Here is a 21,821-nt window from a genome sequence, read left to right on the forward strand (position 1 = left end):
GACGCGCGTCCTATATGCCTCTTGGCGATGAGCAATCAAAAAATGATTCGTTCCGTTCAGATCGGCCTGCCCGCAAACTTGCCTCCACATTGCAGATCACAGGGAGCAGGGCATGTCTTTCAGGAAAGCCGGTTGGTTGGCCGCCTTGGCCGCAGTCACGGTGTCGTTTGCCGCGATGGCGCCCGCGCAGGCACAGCAGAAGCAGACGCTGTTGAACGTGTCCTACGATCCGACGCGCGAGCTCTACCGCGCCATCGATGACGCTTTCGTCAAGCAGTACAAGGAAAAGGCCAACGTCGATCTGACGATCCGCCAGTCGCACGGCGGTTCCGGCCGCCAGGCGCGTTCGGTCATCGACGGGCTGGAAGCCGACGTGGTGACGCTGGCGCTGGCCTACGACATCGACGCCATTGCCGACCGCGGCCTGCTGCCCGAGAACTGGCAGACCCGCCTGCCGCAGAACAGCTCGCCGTACACGTCCACCATCGTGTTCCTGGTGCGCAAGGGCAACCCGAAGCAGATCAAGGACTGGGACGATCTGGTCAAGGACGGCGTGCAGGTCATCACCCCAAATCCCAAGACCTCGGGCGGCGCCCGCTGGAACTACCTGGCCGCGTGGGCCTACGCGCTGGAAAAGAACGGCGGCAGCGAGGACAAGGCGCGCGCCTTCGTCGGCGACCTGCTCAAGCACGTGCCGGTGCTGGATACCGGCGCGCGCGGCGCCACCACGACGTTCGTGGAGCGCGGCGTGGGCGACGTGCTGCTGGCCTGGGAGAACGAAGCGTTCCTGGCCCTGGAGGAACTGGGCCCGGACAAGTTCGACATCGTGGTGCCGTCGCTGTCCATCCTGGCCGAACCGCCGGTGGCCATCGTCGACAAGGTCGTGGACAAGAAGGGCACACGCGCCGCCGCGCAGGCCTATCTGGAATTCCTGTACACCCCGGCCGCCCAGGAAATCATCGCCAAGAATTACTACCGTCCGCTGGACAAGACGGTCGCCGCCAAATACGAGGCGAAGTTCCCCAAGGTCAAGCTCGTCACCATCGACGACAAGATCTTCGGCGGCTGGCGCAAGGCGCAGAAGGACCACTTCAGCGACGGCGGCACCTTCGATCAGATCTACCAGCCGCAGAAGAAATAACGGCATCACGTTCGGACGACGGCCATGACTTCAGCCTCGAACCCGGTGGCAAACGGCGCGCAAGCGCCTTTTGCCGCTCGGCGCAACAGCCCGGGCGTGCTGCCCGGATTTGGCATTTCCATGGGCTACGCGGTGCTGTATCTCAGCGTGCTCGTGCTGATCCCGCTTGCCGCCTTGCCCATCAAGAGCGCCGGCCTGGGATGGCAAGGCTTCTGGGACGCGGTCACCGCGCCGCGGGTGCTGGCCTCCTACAAGCTGACCTTCGGCGCGTCGTTCATTGCGGCGCTAGTGAATCTGGTGTTCGGCACGGTGGTTGCGTGGGTGCTGGTGCGCTACCGCTTTCCCGGCAAGAAGATCCTGGACGCGCTGGTCGACCTGCCGTTCGCGCTGCCGACGGCTGTGGCGGGCATTGCCCTGACCGCGCTGTACTCGCAGAAGGGCTGGCTGGGCGGGCCGTTGTCGGAATGGTTTGGCCTGAAGGTGGCGTTCACGCCGCTGGGCATCGTCATCGCGCTCATCTTCATCGGCGTGCCGTTCGTCGTGCGCACGGTGCAGCCGGTGCTTGAAGACGTCGAGCGCGAAATCGAAGAGGCCGCCGCCAGCCTGGGCGCGGACCGCTGGCAGACCTTCCGGCGCGTGCTGCTGCCGACCATCACGCCCGCGCTGATGACGGGGTTTGCGCTGGCGTTTGCGCGCGCGGTGGGCGAGTACGGATCGGTGGTGTTCATTGCGGGCAACATGCCCATGGTGTCCGAGATCACGCCGCTGCTGATCATTTCCAAGCTGGAGCAGTTCGACTACGCCGGCGCGGCCGCCATCGCGACCGTGATGCTGGTGCTGTCGTTCGTGCTGCTGCTCGTCATCAATCTGTTGCAGGGCTGGCAGGCGCGCCGCGGCCTGGGGAGGCTGTCATGAGCGCACCGGATCGTCCCGCGCATCTGACCGAGCCGCGCTGGGTGCGCGGCGTTCTGCTGTTCATCGCGCTGGGGTTTCTGGCGCTCTTTCTGCTGGTGCCGCTGGCGGCCGTGTTTGCCGAGGCCCTCCGGAAGGGGTGGGCGCTGTACCTGGACGCCATCGTCGAACCGGACGCGCTGGCGGCGATCCGTCTGACGCTGCTGGTCGCGGCAATCGCCTTGCCGGTCAATCTGGTGTTCGGCGTGGCGGCGGCCTGGGCCATCACCAAGTTCCAGTTCCGCGGCAAGCAGTTCCTCATCACGCTGATCGACCTGCCGTTCTCGGTCTCGCCCGTGGTGGCCGGCCTGGTGTTCGTGCTGCTGTTCGGCTCGCAGGGCTGGTTTGGCGAGTGGCTGCAGGCGCACGACATCAAGATCGTCTATGCGGTGCCCGGCATCATTCTCGCGACGTTGTTCGTGACGTTCCCGTTCGTGGCGCGCGAACTGATCCCGCTGATGCAGGCGCAGGGCAGCGAGGAAGAGCAGGCCGCGCTGACGCTGGGCGCGAGCGGCTGGCAGATCTTCTGGCGCGTGACGCTGCCGAACATCAAGTGGGGCCTGCTGTACGGCGCCATCCTGTGCAACGCGCGGGCAATGGGCGAGTTCGGGGCGGTGTCGGTGGTGTCCGGGCAGATCCGGGGCCTGACCAACACGATGACCCTGCATGTGGAGATTCTCTACAACGAATACCAGTATTCCGCGGCGTTCGCCGTCGCCTCGCTGCTGGCCTTGCTGGCGCTGGTGACCCTGGTGGCGAAGAACGTGGTCGAGTGGCGCAACGCGCGCCTTCTGCAGGGCGCCGACCAGCCGGTGGAGTATCCCGGCCCCGCGGTTGCCATCAACCCGGCGGCCGCCTGACGAGCCGGGCAAGGAGACATAGGCATGAGTATCGAAGTACGCAATCTATCCAAGCGCTTCGGCCAGTTCAAGGCGCTGAACGATGTGTCGCTGCACATCGAGACCGGCGAGCTGGTGGCGCTGCTGGGGCCGTCGGGCTGCGGCAAGACCACGCTCTTGCGCATCATCGCCGGGCTGGAGTCGGCCGATTCGGGCAGCGTGCTGTTCGCGGGCGAAGACGCCACGGCCGTGGACGTGCGCCAGCGCCAGGTCGGATTCGTGTTCCAGCACTACGCGCTGTTCAAGCATATGACGGTGTTCGAGAACGTGGCCTTCGGCCTGCGCGTCAAGCACCGCTCGCAGCGTCCGTCCGAGGATCAGATCAAGCGCAAGGTGCATGACCTGCTGAGCCTGGTGCAACTGGACTGGCTGGCCGACCGCTATCCGGCGCAGCTGTCGGGCGGGCAGCGCCAGCGCATCGCCCTGGCGCGTGCGCTGGCGGTCGAGCCGCGCGTGCTGCTGCTCGATGAGCCCTTCGGCGCGCTGGACGCCAAGGTGCGCAAGGAGCTGCGCCGCTGGCTGCGGCGGCTACACGACGAACTGCACGTGGCCAGCGTGTTCGTCACGCACGATCAGGAAGAGGCGCTGGAAGTCTCGGACCGCGTGGTGCTGATGAACGCCGGCCGCATCGAGCAGGTGGGCACGCCGCGCGAGGTCTGGGAAAGTCCGGCCACGCCGTTCGTCTACGGATTCCTGGGCGACGTGAATCAACTGCAAGGCACCGCCACGCGCGGGGTGTGGGAAGGCGCCGGCCTGTCGCTACCGGCCCCGGAGCTGGCGCAGGCCGACGCGCAGCGCGCCACGGCCTACGTGCGGCCGCATGAGTTCGAGGTCGAGCGCTACCGCGCCGGCGCCGAGGGCATTGCCGTTCGGCTGTCTCACGCCTATCTGGCAGGCCCCAGCGCATACCTGGAACTGGCGCGCCAGGACTCGGACGCCATCATCGAGGCCGAGGTGCCCGAATCCCTTTATCAGCAACTCAATCTGCAGGATGGCGAGATCCTGCTGGCGCGTCCCCGGCGCGCCCGTATTTTCGCGGTGCAACCATGACCACAACGGAACTCACTTCAGAACTTGAACCCGCCCTGGCGGCGCGCTGGCGCGACCTGACCGGGCGGCTGGCGGACATCCGCCGGCGTTACCCGGACGCCGCGCTGGCCTCGTCGTTGGCGGCCGAGGACATGGTGCTGACGCATGCCATCTACAGCTCGGACCTGGATCTTGAGGTCTTCACGCTGGACACGGGGCGGCTGCATGCCGAGACGCTGGGCGTGCTGGATGCGGTGCGCGAACGCTACGGCCGCGAGATCACGGTGTTCCGGCCCGTGCAGGCGGCGGTCGACGAACACGTCGCCGCGCATGGCGCCCATGCTTTCTACGAAAGCGTCGAGCTGCGCAAGGCCTGTTGCCAGATTCGCAAGGTCGAGCCGCTCAAGCGCGCGCTGGCCGGCCGCGGCGCCTGGATCACCGGACAGCGGCGCGCGCAGTCCACGACGCGCGGCGAGCTGCTGCTCGAAGAGGACGACAAGACCTTCGGCCTTTACAAATTCAACCCGCTGGCCGAGTGGAGCGAGGACGACATCTGGTCCGCCATCCGCGCGCTCGGCATTCCCTACAACCCGCTGCACGACCAGGGCTACCCGTCCATCGGTTGCGAACCCTGTACGCGCGCCATCCGCCCCGGCGAGGACCTGCGGGCAGGGCGGTGGTGGTGGGAATCGTCCGACTCGAAGGAATGCGGCCTGCACGCGGGCAACCGGGTCATCACCATTGCGGCGCGCGCCGATTGAGCGCGGCCATGAATTCAAAATCGTTTTAGGGGAAAACCTATGTCTGCTGTTATTCAACGCAGCCACCTGGATTGGCTGGAATCGGAAGCGATCTTCATCCTGCGTGAAGTCGCGGCCGAATGCGAAAAGCCCGTCCTGCTTTTTTCGGGCGGCAAGGATTCCGTGGTGCTCCTGCGCCTGGCCGAAAAGGCCTTCCGTCCGGGCCGCTTCCCGTTTCCGCTGATGCACATCGACACCGCCCACAACTTCGACGAGGTGATCGCCTTTCGCGATGCCCGCGCGGCCGAGCTGGGCGAGACGCTGATCGTGCGCAGCGTCGAGGATTCGATCAAGCGCGGCAGCGTCGTGCTGCGCCGCGAGACCGACTCGCGCAATGCGGCCCAGGCGGTGACGCTGCTGGAAGCCATCGAGGAATTCGGCTTTGACGCCTGCATCGGCGGCGCGCGCCGCGACGAGGAAAAGGCTCGCGCCAAGGAACGCATCTTTTCGTTCCGCGACGAGTTCGGCCAATGGGATCCCAAGGCCCAGCGTCCCGAGCTCTGGAGCCTGTTCAACACGCGCGTGCATCGCGGCGAGAACATGCGCGTCTTCCCGATCTCGAACTGGACCGAGCTGGACGTCTGGCAGTACATCCAGCGCGAACAGCTGGCGCTGCCGTCGATCTACTTCGCGCACGAGCGCGAGGTGGTGCGCCGCAAGGGTCTGCTGGTGCCCGTCACCCGCCTGACGCCGCCGGCCGAGGGCGAACAGGTCGAACGCCTGTCGGTCCGGTTCCGCACGGTGGGCGATATCTCGTGCACGTGCCCGGTCGCCTCCGACGCCGGCGACACCATGGCCATCATCGCCGAGACCGCCGTGACGGACATCACCGAGCGCGGCGCCACGCGCATGGACGACCAGACTTCCGAGGCCTCCATGGAGCGCCGCAAGAAGGAAGGCTATTTCTGAACGAAAAGACGCGCCGGCGCACGCCGGCGTCTGGGGAACCACATGAACGCACTGAACGATTCCTTTCTTTCCGGCGCCGACACCGGCGTGCTGCGCCTGATCACGGCGGGCTCCGTCGACGATGGCAAGTCCACGCTGATCGGCCGCCTGCTGTATGACAGCAAGGGCGTGTTTGCCGACCAGCTCGATGCGATCTCGCGCGCCAAGCACAAGCGCGTCGCGGGCGACGGCATCGATTTCTCGCTGCTGACGGACGGCCTGGAAGCCGAACGCGAGCAGGGCATCACCATCGACGTGGCGTACCGCTACTTCTCGACGCCGACGCGCAAATTCATCATCGCCGATGCGCCGGGGCACGAGCAGTACACGCGCAACATGGTGACTGGCGCATCGACCGCGGATGTCGCGGTCATCCTCATCGACGCGACCCGCGCCGCCGACGGCAAGCTGCTGCCGCAGACCAAGCGGCACAGCACCATCGCGCGCCTTTTGGGCATACGTCACATCGTCGTCGCGGTGAACAAGATGGACCTGGTGAACTGGGACCGCGCCGTATTCGAACGCATCCGCGACGCCTATGCGGACCTGGCCGGCAAGCTGGGCATCGCGCATTTCGACGCATTGCCGTTGTCGGCGCTGAGCGGCGACAACGTCGTCACGCTGTCCGGCAAGACGCCCTGGTACGACGGGCAGCCGCTGCTCGCGCTCCTGGAATCGCTGGATTTGTCGGGCGACGGCCGCGCGTTGCCGCTGCGCTTTCCGGTGCAGTGGGTGGCGCGCCATGGCGGCGAGCGCGCCGATGATTTCCGCGGCTACGCGGGCCGGCTCGCCAGTGGCGTGGTGCGCCCGGGAGACGCGGTGACGGTGCAGCCATCTGGCGTGACGGCGGTGGTGCAGGAAGTGCGCGCATTCGACCGCACGCTTGACGAAGCGGTGGCGGGCGACTCCATCACGCTGGTGCTGGACCGCGATGTCGACGTGTCGCGCGGTGACGTGATCGTGCACACGGCCGCGCCGGCGCAGGTGTCGCGCGAGTTCGAAGCCGAGCTGTGCTGGCTGGACGCGCAGGCCTTGAATCCGGCGCGCAAGTATCTGCTCAAGTCGGGCACGCGACTGACGTCGGCGAAGGTGCGTGCGGTGCTGTCGCATCGGGACATCCACGAACTGCAGGAAGTCGAGAACACCGAAGGCACGCTGCGCATGAACGACATCGGACGCGTGACGCTCACCACGCGCGAGTCGCTCGCGGTCGATCGCTACGACGATGTGGCGGCAACCGGCGCGTTCATTCTGATCGACGAGGCCACGCATCAGACGGCTGCCGCCGGCATGCTGCGGTAAGCCGCAATCCGGGGCGAAATCGCTGAATTTCGCCCCGGATTTTCGTGTTGTTTTTCGTCCAAACCTAATGTTGGCGCGGGTTCCCGGGCGATATCGCAAGATGAAATCGAATTGTTCAGACGATGTCTTCTTCTTGCGGTAAAGTTGGGCTGTCTTACGAAAAGGCTTTTGGTGCTTGTCAAAACCACTGTGTTTTTGTACAGTAGTTTTTATGGCACGCACCGATCATTCTTTTCCCGCCGGTTCTGGGTCCCCGGCTGCCGCCCCCGCCGCCTTGCGCGGTCGGGGTGCGGTTACTAATGTTCGGCATCGCTTTCAGCGCGATGACCGCGTGCAGGTCGACGACGGCTGGTCCGCGTCCGGTCTGCCGGCCGATTTCATCGACCCCGTCCCCGATAACGCGCCGGACGCCAGCGAGGCGGTCCGCTCCCCCGTTATCCCCATCCTGCCCGACACCCGCTGCGCGCCGTCCCCACCCAAGACCACGGTCACTGCGGAAGAAGCGCGCAAGATCCTGTCGCGCAACGATTCCCCGGACATCCCCTTCGACGTCGCCGCCAATCCGTACCGCGGCTGCGAGCACGGTTGCGTGTATTGCTATGCCCGGCCCACGCATTCCTACCTGGGCTATTCGCCCGGGCTGGACTTCGAAACCCGCCTGGTCGCCAAGGCCAACGCCGTGCAAGCGCTGCGCGCCGAACTGTCCCGGCCCGGCTATAAGCCGTCGCCCATCAACATCGGCTCGGCCACTGACGCCTACCAGCCCATCGAACGCGACTGGCGCCTGACGCGGGGCATGCTCGAGCTCATGCTCGAAACCCGGCATCCGGTCACCATCGTCACCAAGAACGCGCTGGTCGCCCGCGACCTGGACCTGCTGGCCGCCCTGGCGCAGCAGAACCTCGTGGTGGTCTACATCAGCATCACCACGCTGGATGCCGGCATGGCCCGCACGCTGGAGCCCCGCGCCGCCGCGCCGTGGCGCCGCCTTGAAGCGGTGCGCAGCTTGACCGACGCCGGCGTGCCGGTGGGCGTGCTGGTGGCCCCGGTCATTCCGTTCATCAACGACGAATCCATGGAACACATCCTCCAGGAGGCCAAGGCCGCCGGCGCGCACTACGCCAGCTACACGGTCCTGCGCCTGCCCTGGGAGGTCAAGACCCTGTTCGAAGACTGGCTCAACGCCCACTATCCCGACCGCGCGCAGCGCGTCCTGCATCGCATCGAAGACCTGCGCAACGGCCGCCGCAACGATCCCAACTTCGGGTCACGCATGCGTGGGACGGGCATCTGGGCCGACCTGCTGCGCCAGCGTTTTGCGGTTGCCACGCGCAAGCTGGGGCTCAACCGCACCCGCTTGTCGCTCGATTGCAGCCGCTTTGCGCCCCCTGTGGGGCCTGGCGCTTCAGCGTCGCTTTTCGACGCTGCGGCCGTGGCTGCGGTTGCGGCTCCCGCGGGCCCGGCCGCGGTTCCGCCGGGTGATGCCGGCGGTGCCGACTCCGATTTCCCATCCCCGGCTGGCGCGAAAGCGTCTTCAGGGGTCCCTTTTCCTGGTGGTTTGCCCGCGGTCAGCGGCGCGTACGGGCGCGGTGCGCGCCAGTTGCGCGCCATGGCCGCCGGCCAATTGTCTTTGTTCGACTGACCGCAGGCTACTGTTGCCTCGGGTGCATGCCAGGGCGAATCGCCTCGGCGCTGGAACGTTTATCCAAGGAGTTCCCATGAACACCGCTGATTTTTCCGTCCTGCAGGATGAGCTCGCCGTTTCCCTGAACCCGCTGCGCCGCGGCGCCAACCGCGCCCGCGCGTTCTGCGCCAGCCTGACTGGCATGGCCCTGCCCTGGAGCGGTTCGGCCTCTGGCCCGCGCACGCGTGCCACCCGCATGCCCGCCCGCTGGCCGTTCCCGCCGGCGCCCACGCCTGAGGAAGTGGCCATCAGTCCTGCGGCAGGCGATCCTGCGGTCGACACCCCGGCGAGCGTTTCGGCTCCGGCCGCCGCTCCCGTTCCCGCAGCCGTGCCGGCCGCCTCGGGCGCGCGTGATCACAGCATCGGTGACGCCAAGGCTCAGCCCGTTGCCAACCAGCTCACCATGAAAGCCATGATCACGGACGTCGTGCTGGTGTTGGCCTGGGGCGCAATGATTCCCGGCCTGATGTGGTTGGGCGTGGCGGGCGGATTCTGAATACGCTGCCACGCGGCGGTCAGCTCGATCCCAACAGGATCACGCCCGCCAGAATGGACACGCAACCGGCCAGACGGCCGACGCCCACTTTTTCACGCAGCAGGAACATGCCGGCCAGGGTGCCGAGCATCATGGACATTTCGCGGGCAGGCGCCACCAGGCTCAGCGGCGCGCCGTTGCGCAATGCATACAGCACCAGGATGTACCCCAGCGGCGACAGAAAACCCACGGCCAGCGCCAGATGCCAATGTCCGCGCATGGATTCCCACGAATGCGTGGGGCGGCGCAGCATGTGGGGCGTCATCATCGCGGTGCGGGTTACACAGGTGAACCAGTCGAACAGCACCGGGCTGATCAGCAGCACTTTCACACCGTACGCGTCCACCACCGTATAAGCGGCGATGAACAGGCCGATCACCACACCCCAGCGCACGCCGATCCACGCCTGCGGCTGCTTGAAGATGGCCAGCCGTCCCTGGGTGGCGATCAGCAGCACCCCGGCGACCACGCACAGCATGCCCGCAATCCCGGTGTGGGTGGCTGGCTCGCCCAATAGCAGGAAGGCGCCCGTGGTGGAAAGCAGCGGGCCGGTGCCCCGGGCAATCGGATACACCACGGACAGGTCGGCCACCTGATAGCCGCGTTGCAGGCACAGGCTGTAGCCCAGATGCAACAGGCTGGACGCCAGGATTGCCCCGACGACGGGCCAGGTCCAGTTCATGCCGTCGTGCATCAACACCCAGATCACCCAGGGCGCATACAGCACCGAGGCGCACAGGCCGTACGCGAACACGAAGGGCGCGCCCACCATGGCCGCGCGCTTGGCAAGGAGGTTCCACGTGGCGTGGGCCATCGCCGCCAGGACGACCAATAACAGGGACGAGTACGACATGAGGGAACAGCGTCAGATGACGTGTTTGTTACAGGGAGTTGGAAGGGTACCGCAAACCATGCTCAAGCCGCAGATGTTACCCGAGGCCTGGCGGAATTTTGGTGTAGAATCATCGGTTTGCCAAATCTCATCCTCTGCTTGCGGCATAGCACTCACAATACTGAACGGCAAAAGTATTACCCCGCAAAGGCATGATGATCTAGGAGTTCACATGAACCTCATCGCTATCCTGGAACAGGAAGAAATTGCCCGTCTGACCGGCGGTCAAGCCAAGCCTGAATTTGCTCCTGGTGACACCGTCATCGTGAGCGTCAACGTTGTCGAAGGCACCCGCAAGCGCGTGCAGGCTTTCGAAGGCGTTGTGATTGCCAAGCGCAATCGCGGTCTGAACTCCGCGTTCACCGTGCGCAAGATTTCGTCGGGTGAAGCCGTGGAACGTACGTTCCAGCTGTACTCGCCGCAAATCGCCAGCATCGAAGTGAAGCGCCGCGGCGACGTGCGCCGCGCCAAGCTGTACTACCTGCGCTCGCGCTCGGGCAAGTCGGCTCGCATCAAGGAAAAGCTGGTCAGCAAGCAAGCCAACGCGGCTTGATCGCTTATCGGTACACGGCCCTGCCAGTGTTGGACGTACACGCCAACCCGCGTTTCCGTCCGGCACGGGTTTCCGGGTTAAAAAGGCACCTGCGAGGGTGCCTTTTTTCTTATTTCTGAGCCGTATGTCTGATTCCTCGTCTTCCGCGCGGCCCCGACGGCCGCTGGCGCGTCCCGGCTTCGATCCCGCGACGCAACCGTGGGTGGTGGCCAACGAAGCGCTGCCGCCCGTGCCGACCCGCCTGCTCACGCCGGACTCGCTGCGAGGCACGCTGAGCCAGCCGTCCACCTGGACGCTGGAGTTGTCGCGTGACAACGACCTGCGCTATCCCGGGCGAGAGGGCGCGCCGGTGCCTGCCGCCGTGCTGATTCCGCTGGTGACCCGTGACGAGGGCGTGAACATCATGCTGACGCAGCGCGCGGCGCATCTGCATGATCACGCGGGCCAGATCAGTTTTCCCGGTGGCCGCATCGAGACCAGCGACGCCACGCCCGTGGCGGCGGCGCTGCGCGAGGCGCAAGAGGAAACCGGCTTGCCGGCCAATCACGTGGAAGTCCTGGGCAGCATGCCGCCGTACCTGACGGCGACCGGCTTTTCGATCATTCCCGTCGTGTCGCTGGTGCGGCCGGGGTTCGAATTGGCGCCCGATGCGTTCGAGGTGGCCGAGGTGTTCGAGGTGCCGCTGTCGTTCCTGATGGACCCGGCCAATCACCGCCTGTACGAAGCCCGGCTGGATGATGGGCGGGTGCGCCAGTATTACGGCATGCCGTATGGCAAGCATTTCATCTGGGGCGCGACCGCGGGAATGCTGCGCAATCTTTATCACCTGCTGCGCCACGGATTCACGCCGCGCTGACGCGCCTGGGGCAGGGCTTTTCGTGACCCGCACACGCTGACGGCCCCGATTGGGGCCGTTTTCAATGGAGCGGCGCCAAGCGTCAGTAGCGTTGCTGGCCCGCCAGGTTTTCCTCAAGGATGCGTTCGTACAGCGCGTAGCGAGCAGGATCGATCCTGCCTGCCTGCAACGCCGCCATCACGCCGCAGCCGGGCTCGTGGCGGTGGGTGCAGTTGTAGAAACGGCATTCCTCGATGGGCTGCGTGAACTCCGGAAAACCGCGAATGATGTCGTCACGGGTCAGGTGATGCAGCCCGAACGCCTGGAATCCCGGCGAATCGATCAGGTCGCCGCCCGGCGCCGGCAGATGGTAGAGCCGGGTGCTGGTGGTGGTGTGCTTGCCCATGTCCAGCGCGGTGGAGTGCTCGCGCGTAGCAGCGGCGGCGTCTGGCACCAGGGCGTTCAGCAGCGTGGACTTGCCCATGCCGCTTTGCCCGAGCAGCAGGTTGGTGCGGCCAGCCAGGCGTGGCGCGAGCAGGGTGTGGACCTTTTCGGGCTCGAGCGCACTCAGTTCGATGACGTCCACGCCCAGCGCCGCGATGGGCGCAAGCCGCGCGCGGGCGGCCGGCAGCTCGTCGGCCAAGTCCGTCTTGTTCAGGATGATGAGCGGCGCGATGCCCGCGCTCCATGCGCCCGCCAGGGCGCGGCCCGTCAGGTCGTCCGAAAAGGTGGGCCGCACGGCCACGACGATCAACAGCTGGTCCACATTGGACGCAAACTGCTTGGACCGCATTTCGTCGGAACGATAGAGCAGGTTGCTGCGCGGCAGGATGGCGTCGATGGCGCCTTCGTCTTTGCCTTGCGGCGTGATCTTGACCCGATCGCCCACTGCGGCGCCGGTCTTCTTGCCGCGCGGGAAGCATTTGCGTAGCGCGCCGTCGGCCAGTTCCACGGTGTAGTGGCGGCCATGCGCGGCGATGATGCGGCCTTCCATTGGCGCGCTCATGCGGCGGCCGCCATCAGGTGGCGGATGCGCACGGCGGCAGGCGGGTGACTGTCATAGAAGGCTGAATGCACGGGGTCGGGCGTCAGGGTGGCGGCGTTGTCGTCGTATAGCTTGACCAGCGCGGAAACCAGGCGGTCCGGCGAGCTTTGCTCGGCGGCATAGCGGTCCGCTTCGAATTCGTCGCGGCGGGAATACCAGCTGGCAAGCGGCGTCAACATGAAGGTGAATACGGGAATGACCAGGAAGAACAGCAACAGGGCCATGGCGTCGTTGCGGCCACCCAGTTGCGGCAGCACGCCCAGGCCCACATAGAACCACGGTTGCTGGGCGACCCAGCCCAGGATGGCAAAGAACACCAGCGCGGCGGCAAAGCTGAAGACCACGCGCTTGATGATGTGACGCTTGGCGAAATGCCCCAGCTCGTGCGCCAGCACAGCTTCGATTTCGTCGGCGTTCAGGCGGGCGAGCAGCGTGTCGAAGAACACGATGCGGCGGGATTTTCCGAAGCCCGTGAAGTAGGCGTTGCCATGCGCCGAGCGGCGCGAGCCGTCCATGACGAAGAGCCCGTTCAAGGCAAAGCCGCAACGCTGGGCCAGGCGCTGGATGCGGCCGGCCAGTTCGGGGTCGGAAAGCGGCGTGAACTTGTTGAAAAGGGGGGCAATGAACATCGGGTAGATGATCAGCAGCGCCAGGTTGAACACTGTCCAGAGCGCCCAGGCCCAGATCCACCAGTAGGTGCCTGCACTGCCCATCAGCCACAGCACGGCGGCGGCCAGCGGCAGGCCCAGCACGGCGGCGACCAGGAGGCCCTTGAGGGCATCGGCCACGAACAGCCCGGGCGTCATGCGGTTAAAGCCAAAGCGTGCTTCCAGCTTGAACTGGCGCCAGAGCGTGAAGGGCAGGCCCAGCAACCCCAGCACCAGCGCCACGGTCACCAGCAGCAGCATCTGCCGCGCGAAGTCGTTGCTGGTAAGCTGGCTGACCGCAAGGTCGATGAACTGCAGCCCGCCCAACAGCGTCAGGGCGACCAGCACGAGTGCGTCGTAGGTGCGTTCGAGCATGCCCAGCCTGACCCGCGCCACGGTGTAATCGGCCGCCCGTTGGTGGCTGGTCAGCCCGATGCGATGGGAGAATTCCGCAGGCACCTGGTCGCGATTGCGGGCGACGTGGCGGATCTGGCGCGACGCCAGCCACATGCGCACGGCAATATCGGTCAGCAGGAAGGCAACGAACAGCAGTGTGAACATGGGCAATGCGTTTTGCTCAAGAAGGGATGTGCGAAAATCGCGTGTTTTAAAGGCAAATTATATGGCTGCGAACGAAAACCGCCTGATCTGGCTCGACATGGAAATGACGGGGCTGGACCCCGAGAAAGAACGGATTATCGAGGTCGCCGTCGTGGTGACCGAGCCTGACCTGACGGTCGTGGCCGAAGGGCCGGTGATCGTGGTGCACCAATCCGACAGCCTGCTCGACGCCATGGACAACTGGAACAAATCCACCCACGGCAAAAGCGGGCTTATCGACAAGGTCAAGGCCTCCACGGTGTCCGAGGCGCAGGCAGAGGATACGCTGTTGGCGTTCCTTGCGCAGCATGTGCCGGCCGGAAAATCGCCGATGTGCGGCAACACCATCAGCCAGGACCGCCGTTTCATGTTTGCGTACATGCCGCGCCTGGAACAGTTCTTCCATTACCGCAACCTGGACGTCAGCACGCTCAAGGAGCTGGCGCGCCGCTGGGCCCCCGCCGTCTACAAGGGATTCGAGAAAAAGAGCCGCCACGAAGCGCTGGCCGACATCTACGAGTCCATCGACGAACTCAAGTACTACCGCGAGCATTTCCTGAAGGTCTGAGACCGGCGGCGGACCGCCGGGTTCCAAACGTCACACGGCCTTGCCGCCGCGCTTCGCTTATGCCGTCCTACTCCGTCGCGCAGATCCGTCTTGCAGAGCAGCGCGCCCTGGCATCCGGGCGCACCCTGATGCCGCTTGCCGGCGCCGCGGCCGCCAACTTCGTTACCGCGCGGGTTCCCGCTAAGGCCTCGGTGCTTGCCCTGGCCGGTCCCGGCAATAACGGCGGGGACGCGTTGGAAGCGGCCACGCTGCTGCTGGCGCGGGGCTTCGATGTCCATGTGGTGCTGCCTTCCGGCCCCGGCAAGCTGCCCGCCGACGCTGCCCGTGCCTGGGCCGGCTGGCTGGCCGCAGGCGGACAAGCACGCACGCATGAAGACCTGCCTGAAGGACCGTCCCCTGATCTGGTGATGGACGGCCTGTTCGGCATTGGCCTGAACCGTCCCTTGGATGCCAAATGGCAATCCCTGATCGATGCGGTCAATGCCTTGCAGGTGCCGGTGCTGGCGCTGGATGTGCCCAGCGGCATCGAGGCCGACAGCGGGGCGGCGCTGGGCCGCCCGATTCAGGCGCGCTGGACGCTATCTTTCATTGCGGTCAGCCGCGGGCTGTCGCTTCCCTGCGCGGGACGCGCGGCCGCCGGAGAGTGCCACGTCGATACGCTGGGCGTCGTCATGCCCGCCGACAGCGCAGACCGCTGAGCTGCCGCACGGGGGGCCGTCAGGCCGGCCGTCCGCCAAACCGGGTTTCGACCTCGGGCGACAGTGGGCGATAGCGTTCGTTGTCCTGGCCGGCCAGGGCATCCAGGTGGATCTCGGACGGATCGAATACCTTCCAGTAGAGCCGGCCGCATAGGTCGCGGGCGGCGTGGCCGGGCCAGTTGTCCGGCAGCATGGGGGCGGGAAGCTGCGGGTCGTGCAAGACGATCCGGCGCCAGCTGTGCAGCACCATGACGCGGACGGTAAAGGCGTCTGCGGGCGAGGGCGCGTCGTCCAGCAGCTTTTCCAGCGGGCCGAAATTGCGCGAGAACTGCCGGTATTGCTCGGCCACGTCGTCCAGGTTCCAGCACTGGGTGGCCAGGCTGGCGATGGGCAGCCCGCCGGCCCCGGCCAGATCGCGGGCCGACAGCACCAGGGCGCGGTCTGGAATGCCCAGCTTCTCAAGAATCTCGTGCGCGGCGCGCGCCTCGGTGTGCGGATGCGCAAACAGCCCCGGCGCAATCATGCCGAAGCCTTCCCAGGTCAATTCGCGGCGCAACTCGCCGCGCTCAGCCAGTCCGTTGCCCGTGCGGGGCAACGCGACCAGCGTCCATTCCCCGTTCCATTCCTTGGCGCCGCCTTCGTAGATGCGTTGCGACGCGTGCGACGTATATCGCGCGCCTTGCTCGGAGATCAGGTACAGGCTGCGCCGGCCGTGCCGTTCGGACTGCAGCCAGTTCTGCGCCACCAGGCGAAAGACGCTGGTGCGCAGCAGGCGTTCGTTGATGCCCAACGGGGCGAGCAGCTCGATCAGGCTGCCCAGCCAGATGGCGCCGCCGTGGGGCGCGAGCGCATCGCCCAGCACGCTGACGCAGAGCGATTTCGCGCGGGGCGGATCGCTTTTCAATAAGCGGGACAGGGCGCGTTCCAGGGGCGACTGAGGGTTTGCCATAGGGAGGGCCGCGGACGGCCGATATCGGGATGCTGGATATGATACATAAATCCAATGTGATACAGATTTGAGTTTGACAATGAATTTTTTGTATTAAATAATCGATCCATGACATGACGGCACTGCGCAGCGTTTGCTTTGCGTTTTCGCAAACCGTCTCAAGGAGACAACTATGTACGCTCAACTCGTCGAAACCGGCGTGAAGCAGGTCAAGACCGCGGACCAGCTCGAAGGCCTGGAACAGACGTTCCAGCGGCGCATCGACGACGGCGTCCGCATCGAGGCCAAGGACTGGATGCCCGAGGCCTACCGCAAGACCCTGGTTCGCCAGATCTCGCAGCACGCACACTCGGAAATCGTGGGCATGCTGCCGGAGGGCAACTGGATCACCCGCGCGCCGTCCCTCAAGCGCAAGGCCATCCTCCTGGCCAAGGTGCAGGACGAAGCGGGTCACGGGCTCTACCTGTACAGCGCCGCGGAAACCTTGGGCGTGTCGCGCGACGACCTGATCGACGACCTGCACGCCGGACGCGCCAAGTACTCCAGCATCTTCAATTACCCCACGCTCAGCTGGGCCGATATCGGCATGATCGGCTGGCTGGTCGACGGCTCGGCGATCATCAACCAGATTCCCCTGTGCCGCTGTTCGTACGGCCCCTACGCGCGGGCCATGGTGCGTGTCTGTAAGGAAGAGTCCTTTCACCAGCGCCAGGGCTATGACCTGCTCATGCAGATGTGCCTGCACGGCACGCCCGAACAGAAGGCGATGGTGCAGGACTCGCTGAACCGCTGGTGGTGGCCGGCCCTGATGATGTTCGGCCCGTCGGACGCGGACTCGCCCAACAGCGCCCAATCGATGGCCTGGAAGATCAAGCTCTTCTCGAACGACGAGCTGCGCCAGAAGATGGTGGACCAGACCGTGCCACAGGCCGAATACCTGGGCCTGACCGTCCCCGATCCTGACCTGAAGTGGAACGCCGAGCGCGGTCACTACGACTTCGGCGAAATCGACTGGACCGAGTTCTACGCCGTGCTCAAGGGCAACGGCCCCTGCAACCGCGAACGCCTCGCCGCGCGCGTCAAGGCGCACGAGGACGGCGCCTGGGTGCGCGACGCGCTGGTCGCCCACGCCGAAAAGCAGTCCGCCCGTAAAGCCGCTTGAGGTGGTTCCCCCCCCCGGAGCGCTGCGCGCTTCCCCCCCAGGGGGGCGCCGCAGCGGACCGGCGGAGCCCGGATCCGCGCGGCCCCGCTGGCCCTTGCTGGCGCTTCGGGATCGGTCAAATTTCTGGCATTCGCAGTTCCCAATTTCATTTATTGCAGACCGTCGGCGCCATGCGCCCCGGCATTAGAGGAAATCCATCATGAGCAAAGACTGGCCTCTGTGGGAAGTCTTCATCCGCAGCCAGCACGGCCTGGCGCACAAGCACGTGGGCAGCCTGCATGCCCCGGATGCGGAAATGGCGATCAATCATGCCCGCGACGTGTATACGCGCCGCAACGAGGGCCTGAGCATCTGGGTGGTGCGCGCCTCCGATATTTCGGCCAGCAGCCCGGGCGACAAGGATCCGCTGTTCGAGCCGGCCAACAGCAAGGTCTACCGGCATCCGACCTTCTTCCCGATGCCTGAAGAAATCAAGCACATGTAAGGCGGGTGGGGGAGACATGGATAAAGCACTCTTTGAATACCTGCTGCGTCTGGGCGACACGTCGCTCATCCTGTCGCAGCGGCTGGGCGCCTGGACGGGCCACGGTCCGATCCTGGAAGAAGACCTGGCGCTGACCAACACGGCGCTGGACCTGCTGGGCCAGGCCCGCATGTGGCTGACGCTGGCCGGCGAGGTCGAGGGCGCGGGCCGCGACGAGGACGCGCTGGCCTATCTGCGCGACGCGCACGAATTCCGCAACGCGCTGCTGGTCGAGCGCGACAACGGCAACTACGCCGACACCATGGCGCGGCAATTCCTGTTCGACGTGTGGCATTACTTCCTGCTGCAGCGCCTGGAGACGTCCGCCGACGAGCGCGTTGCGGCCATCGCGGCCAAGTCGCTCAAGGAAGTCACCTATCACGTGCGGCGTTCCTCCGACATGGTGGTGCGTCTGGGCGACGGCACGGCCGAAAGCCACGCCAAGATGCAGGCCGCCATCGACGACGCGTGGCGTTTCACCGGCGAGCTCTTCGCCGATGACGCCATCGACCAGGACCTCGCGGCGCGCGGCATCGGCTGTGAGCTGGCCGCGCTGCGCCAGCCCTGGCTTGCGCACGTGCGCGAAGTGCTGGAAGAAGCCACCTTGACGGTGCCCGACGAGGCGGCCGCAAACCACGCGGCGCACCGCGGCGGCCGCCAGGGCAAGCACACCGAGGCGCTGGGCTACGTGCTGGCTGAAATGCAATACCTGCCCCGCGCCTACCCGGGAGCCACGTGGTGAACGCGCTCGCGCCCATTTCCGCCGACCAGGTCTACGCCTGGCTGCAGGAGGTTCCCGATCCGGAGATCCCCGTGCTGTCCGTGGTGGACCTGGGCGTGGTGCGCGATGTGTCGTGGGACGGCGACGCCTGTGTCGTCGTCATCACGCCGACTTATTCGGGCTGCCCCGCCATGCGCGAAATCACGCAGGACATCCGCCAGACGCTCGAACGCCACGGCGTGCCCGAGGTCCGGGTGGAAACGCGCCTCGCGCCCGCCTGGACGACCGACTGGATGACCGAAAAAGGCCGCGAGGCCCTCAAGGGTTACGGCATCGCGGCCCCCGCCGAACGCGCCATCGACATCTCGGGCATCAGCCGCCGCGAGGCCGCGCCGGCCATCGCCTGCCCGCGCTGCGGGTCGCGCGACACGCGCCTGGTCAGCAATTTCGGGTCCACGTCGTGCAAGGCGCTGTATCGCTGCGTCTCGTGCCGCGAGCCCTTCGATTATTTCAAGACTCACTAAAGAGTGGTTTCGAGATGAGCCAGAACCAATTCCATGCTTTGAAGGTGGCGTCCGTCGCGCGCAACACGCGCGACGCCGTGGTCGTGACCTTCGACCTGCCCGAGGCGCTGACGGAAGAATTTGCCTTCCAGCCCGGCCAGTACCTGACGCTGCGCACGCAGCTCAACGGCGAAGAACTGCGCCGTTCGTATTCGATCTGTTCGGCGCCGCGCGACAAGCTCCTGCGCGTGGCGATCAAGAAGGTCGACGAGGGCGTGTTCTCCAGCTGGGCCAATCACGAATTGCAGCCTGGCCAGACGCTCGAAGTCATGGCGCCGGCCGGCAACTTCACGGTGGATTTCTCTCCCGAGAACCAGCGCCACTATGTGGCCTTCGCGGTGGGCAGCGGCATCACGCCTGTCTTTTCGCTGGTCAAGACGGCGCTGTCGACCGAACCCAAGAGCAAGTTCACCCTGTTCTTCGGCAACCGCGCGTCGTCCGCGGTGCTGTTCCGCGAGGAAATCGAAGACCTGAAGAACCTGTACATGGACCGCTTTTCGCTGGTCTACGTCATGAGCCGCGAGACGCAGGACATCGAGCTCTTCAACGGGCGCCTGGACGGGGACAAGGTCGACCAGCTCATGTCGGCCTGGATGAGCCCGGAAGATATCGATTACGCTTTTGTGTGCGGTCCCCAGACCATGACGGAGAGCGTGGTCGAACGGTTGCAGGCGCGCGGCATCCCGAAGTCGAACATCAAGTTCGAACTCTTCGGCGCGCCGAAGGGCCCGCGCGCGCTGCGCACCGGCCAGGACGCCCGCCAGGCGCCCGGCAAGGGGCAGTGCGAGGTCACCGTGGTGCAGGACGGGCATAGCCGCATGTTCGTCATCGACAAGAACAAGGACAGCGTGCTGGATTCGGCGCTGGCGCAGGGCATCGAACTGCCGTATTCGTGCAAGGGCGGGGTGTGTTCCACCTGCCGCTGCAAGGTGATTGAAGGCGAGGTGGACATGGACGCCAACTTCGCCCTTGAAGACTATGAGGTCGCGCGCGGGTTCATCCTGAGCTGCCAGAGCTTCCCGGTCAGCGACCGGCTGGTCATCGACTTCGACCAGGAAACCTGACCCGGCGCGCGCCAGGCAAGCATTCAAATCTTATTGGAGAGACAAGCGTGTCCCAGAAATTCTTCGAACGCCACCAGCCCCTGCTGGAACAATCCCTGGCAGCCGCCGCGCTGCGCGGCTACTGGAGCCCGTTTGCCGAGTCGCCCAGCCCGCGCAACTATGGCGAGACCGCCAACGACGAGGGCCGCGCCGCCTTTGAAGCCCTCAAGGGCAAGCCCTTTCCGCTGAACCTGCACGATGCCGACGGCGTCGTGGGCGGCGAAAAATCGCCCTATGGTTTCGACCTGGGCATCACCTATCCGCGCGTGCCGGCCGACAAGCTGATCGCCGCTTCCAAGCGCGCCCTCGAAGACTGGCGCCGCGCCGGTCCCCACGCCTGGGTGGGCGTGTCGCTGGAAATCCTGGCGCGCCTGAACAAGCTCAGCTTCCAGATCGCCTACGCGGTCCAGCACACCACCGGTCAGGGCTTCATGATGGCCTTCCAGGCCGGCGGCCCCCACGCGCAGGACCGCGGCTTTGAAGCCGTCACCTACGCCTGGCAGGAGATGTCGCGCATTCCGGGCGTCGCCGTCTGGGAAAAGCCGCAGGGCAAGAACGATCCCATCCGCATGGAAAAGCACTTCACGATCGTGCCGCGCGGCGTCGCGCTGGTGATCGGCTGCTCGACCTTCCCGACGTGGAACGGCTACCCCGGGCTGTTTGCCAGCCTGGCGACGGGCAACACCGTCATCGTCAAGCCGCACCCGGGCGCAATCCTGCCGCTGGCCATCACCGTGAAGGTGGCGCGCGAAGTGCTGCAGGAAGCCGGCTTCGATCCCGACGTCGTGCAGCTTGCCGCCCATGAAGCGGGCGACGACACCGCGCAGAAGCTGGCGCTGGACCCCGCGGTCAAGATCGTCGACTTCACCGGCAGCACCGCCAACGGCGACTGGCTGGAGAACAATGCGCGCCAGGCCCAGGTCTACACCGAGAAGGCCGGCGTGAACCAGGTCATCATCGATTCGACCTCGGACCTGAAGGGCGTGGCCCGTAACCTGGCGTTCTCGCTGGCCCTGTATTCCGGCCAGATGTGCACGGCGCCGCAAAACATCTACGTGCCGCGCGACGGCATCAACACGCCCGAAGGCCGGGTCAGCTTCGACGACGTGGCCGCCGCGTTGGGCGTGGCGCTGGAAAAGGTCGGCGCCGACGCCGCCAAGGCCGTCGAACTGACGGGCGCCATCCAGAACGAAGGCATCGTCGAGCGCATCGAGAAGGCGCGCGCCTTGGGTCTGCCGGTCGTGGCCGACAGCAAGACGCTGGTCCATCCGCAGTTCGAGAACGCGCGCGTGCGCACGCCGCTGCTGCTGCGCACCGAGGCCGGCAACCCGGCGCTCAGCCAGGAGTGGTTCGGTCCCATCGCGTTTGTCGTGGCCACCGATTCCACGGCGCACAGCATCCAGCTGGCGCGTGACAGCGTCATCGAGCACGGCGCGCTGTCCCTGTCCGCTTACACCACGGACGAGCGCGTGGCCGAGCAGATCCAGGACGCCGCCGAAGTGTCGGGCGTATCGCTGTCGCTGAACCTGACCGGCGCGGTGTTCGTCAATCAGACCGCGGCCTTCAGCGACTTCCATGGCACCGGCGCCAACCCGGCGGCCAACGCGGCGCTGTCGGACACGGCGTTCGTCTCCAACCGCTTCCGCGTGGTGCAAACCCGCCGTCACATCTAA

Annotated in this window: 23 protein-coding genes; 19 read left to right on the forward strand and 4 right to left on the reverse strand. The window is 65.9% G+C overall.

What is annotated here, in order from left to right; genetic code table 11:
* Positions 1-175 precede the first annotated feature (175 nt).
* The 9 genes from QEP15_RS06740 to QEP15_RS06780 all read left to right on the forward strand — a co-directional run bounded on the left by QEP15_RS06740 (position 176) and on the right by QEP15_RS06780 (position 9,250).
* Complete coding sequence (locus QEP15_RS06740; protein WP_240622239.1) at positions 176-1,141, forward strand: sulfate ABC transporter substrate-binding protein; 966 nt, start codon at positions 176-178, stop codon at positions 1,139-1,141.
* Between the two features lie 24 nt (positions 1,142-1,165).
* The gene (gene cysT / locus QEP15_RS06745) at positions 1,166-2,056 is read left to right on the forward strand and encodes a sulfate ABC transporter permease subunit CysT (RefSeq protein WP_056322290.1); all 891 of its coding nucleotides are present in this window, start codon (positions 1,166-1,168) and stop codon (positions 2,054-2,056) included.
* Positions 2,053-2,952, forward strand: coding sequence for a sulfate ABC transporter permease subunit CysW (cysW, locus tag QEP15_RS06750; RefSeq protein WP_280148586.1), 900 nt, complete (start codon positions 2,053-2,055; stop codon positions 2,950-2,952). Before cysT ends, cysW begins: the two co-directional genes overlap by 4 nt.
* Before the next feature lie 24 nt (positions 2,953-2,976).
* Complete coding sequence (locus QEP15_RS06755) at positions 2,977-4,041, forward strand: sulfate/molybdate ABC transporter ATP-binding protein (protein ID WP_223574717.1); 1,065 nt, start codon at positions 2,977-2,979, stop codon at positions 4,039-4,041.
* On the forward strand, positions 4,038-4,781 hold the full coding sequence (locus tag QEP15_RS06760; RefSeq protein WP_280148587.1) for a phosphoadenylyl-sulfate reductase: 744 nt from the start codon (positions 4,038-4,040) through the stop codon (positions 4,779-4,781). Before QEP15_RS06755 ends, QEP15_RS06760 begins: the two co-directional genes overlap by 4 nt.
* Before the next feature lie 39 nt (positions 4,782-4,820).
* The gene (cysD, locus tag QEP15_RS06765) at positions 4,821-5,729 is read left to right on the forward strand and encodes a sulfate adenylyltransferase subunit CysD (RefSeq protein ID WP_152383782.1); all 909 of its coding nucleotides are present in this window, start codon (positions 4,821-4,823) and stop codon (positions 5,727-5,729) included.
* A gap of 42 nt (positions 5,730-5,771) precedes the next feature.
* Positions 5,772-7,070 (forward strand): sulfate adenylyltransferase subunit 1, encoded by a 1,299-nt coding sequence (locus QEP15_RS06770; protein ID WP_062838618.1) that lies wholly within the window; start codon positions 5,772-5,774, stop codon positions 7,068-7,070.
* A gap of 211 nt (positions 7,071-7,281) precedes the next feature.
* Positions 7,282-8,712 (forward strand): PA0069 family radical SAM protein, encoded by a 1,431-nt coding sequence (locus QEP15_RS06775; protein WP_280148588.1) that lies wholly within the window; start codon positions 7,282-7,284, stop codon positions 8,710-8,712.
* A 76-nt stretch (positions 8,713-8,788) separates the two neighbouring features.
* Positions 8,789-9,250, forward strand: coding sequence for a hypothetical protein (locus QEP15_RS06780; RefSeq protein WP_280148589.1), 462 nt, complete (start codon positions 8,789-8,791; stop codon positions 9,248-9,250).
* Between the two features lie 19 nt (positions 9,251-9,269).
* Here the strand turns inward: QEP15_RS06780 and QEP15_RS06785 are convergent, their stop codons facing one another.
* On the reverse strand, positions 9,270-10,142 hold the full coding sequence (locus QEP15_RS06785; protein ID WP_056322309.1) for a DMT family transporter: 873 nt from the start codon (positions 10,140-10,142) through the stop codon (positions 9,270-9,272).
* 211 nt (positions 10,143-10,353) lie between these two features.
* On the opposite strand from QEP15_RS06785, the gene rplS reads away from it, so the two are divergent.
* Together rplS and QEP15_RS06795 are read left to right on the forward strand one after the other, a co-directional pair.
* On the forward strand, positions 10,354-10,734 hold the full coding sequence (rplS, locus tag QEP15_RS06790; RefSeq protein ID WP_056322312.1) for a 50S ribosomal protein L19: 381 nt from the start codon (positions 10,354-10,356) through the stop codon (positions 10,732-10,734).
* 124 nt (positions 10,735-10,858) lie between these two features.
* Positions 10,859-11,590 (forward strand): CoA pyrophosphatase, encoded by a 732-nt coding sequence (locus QEP15_RS06795; protein ID WP_128827751.1) that lies wholly within the window; start codon positions 10,859-10,861, stop codon positions 11,588-11,590.
* A gap of 82 nt (positions 11,591-11,672) precedes the next feature.
* Here the strand turns inward: QEP15_RS06795 and rsgA are convergent, their stop codons facing one another.
* Together rsgA and QEP15_RS06805 are read right to left on the reverse strand one after the other, a co-directional pair.
* The gene (gene rsgA, locus QEP15_RS06800; RefSeq protein WP_152383785.1) at positions 11,673-12,575 is read right to left on the reverse strand and encodes a ribosome small subunit-dependent GTPase A; all 903 of its coding nucleotides are present in this window, start codon (positions 12,573-12,575) and stop codon (positions 11,673-11,675) included.
* Positions 12,572-13,822: a M48 family metallopeptidase gene (locus QEP15_RS06805; RefSeq protein ID WP_280148590.1), complete on the reverse strand. Its 1,251-nt coding sequence runs from the start codon at positions 13,820-13,822 to the stop codon at positions 12,572-12,574. The genes rsgA and QEP15_RS06805 overlap by 4 nt, the downstream gene beginning before the upstream one ends.
* A 61-nt stretch (positions 13,823-13,883) precedes the next feature.
* Between QEP15_RS06805 and orn the strand changes: the two genes are divergently transcribed.
* Complete coding sequence (gene orn, locus QEP15_RS06810) at positions 13,884-14,429, forward strand: oligoribonuclease (RefSeq protein WP_062838623.1); 546 nt, start codon at positions 13,884-13,886, stop codon at positions 14,427-14,429.
* 59 nt (positions 14,430-14,488) lie between these two features.
* Positions 14,489-15,127: an NAD(P)H-hydrate epimerase gene (locus QEP15_RS06815; protein WP_280148591.1), complete on the forward strand. Its 639-nt coding sequence runs from the start codon at positions 14,489-14,491 to the stop codon at positions 15,125-15,127.
* 19 nt (positions 15,128-15,146) lie between these two features.
* Here the strand turns inward: QEP15_RS06815 and paaX are convergent, their stop codons facing one another.
* On the reverse strand, positions 15,147-16,076 hold the full coding sequence (paaX, locus tag QEP15_RS06820; protein WP_175156251.1) for a phenylacetic acid degradation operon negative regulatory protein PaaX: 930 nt from the start codon (positions 16,074-16,076) through the stop codon (positions 15,147-15,149).
* A gap of 172 nt (positions 16,077-16,248) precedes the next feature.
* Between paaX and paaA the strand changes: the two genes are divergently transcribed.
* From paaA to paaN, 6 genes are all read left to right on the forward strand, one after another.
* Positions 16,249-17,238: a 1,2-phenylacetyl-CoA epoxidase subunit PaaA gene (paaA, locus tag QEP15_RS06825; protein ID WP_062838626.1), complete on the forward strand. Its 990-nt coding sequence runs from the start codon at positions 16,249-16,251 to the stop codon at positions 17,236-17,238.
* Between the two features lie 199 nt (positions 17,239-17,437).
* Entirely contained in the window at positions 17,438-17,722 is a 285-nt protein-coding gene (gene paaB, locus QEP15_RS06830; protein WP_006388300.1) for a 1,2-phenylacetyl-CoA epoxidase subunit PaaB, read from the forward strand.
* A gap of 16 nt (positions 17,723-17,738) precedes the next feature.
* A complete protein-coding gene (gene paaC, locus QEP15_RS06835; RefSeq protein WP_062838627.1) occupies positions 17,739-18,503 on the forward strand; it encodes a 1,2-phenylacetyl-CoA epoxidase subunit PaaC in 765 nt (254 codons plus the stop codon).
* Positions 18,500-19,006 (forward strand): 1,2-phenylacetyl-CoA epoxidase subunit PaaD, encoded by a 507-nt coding sequence (paaD, locus tag QEP15_RS06840; protein ID WP_152383789.1) that lies wholly within the window; start codon positions 18,500-18,502, stop codon positions 19,004-19,006. The genes paaC and paaD overlap by 4 nt, the downstream gene beginning before the upstream one ends.
* A gap of 14 nt (positions 19,007-19,020) precedes the next feature.
* Complete coding sequence (gene paaE, locus QEP15_RS06845) at positions 19,021-20,109, forward strand: 1,2-phenylacetyl-CoA epoxidase subunit PaaE (protein WP_056322336.1); 1,089 nt, start codon at positions 19,021-19,023, stop codon at positions 20,107-20,109.
* A 47-nt stretch (positions 20,110-20,156) separates the two neighbouring features.
* Positions 20,157-21,821 carry a phenylacetic acid degradation protein PaaN gene (gene paaN / locus QEP15_RS06850; RefSeq protein ID WP_062838628.1) on the forward strand — a complete coding sequence of 555 codons (1,665 nt, stop codon included), beginning with the start codon at positions 20,157-20,159 and terminating at the stop codon, positions 21,819-21,821.

The sequence above is a fragment of the Achromobacter mucicolens genome, from assembly GCF_029866465.1.
Classification (GTDB): domain Bacteria; phylum Pseudomonadota; class Gammaproteobacteria; order Burkholderiales; family Burkholderiaceae_B; genus Achromobacter; species Achromobacter mucicolens.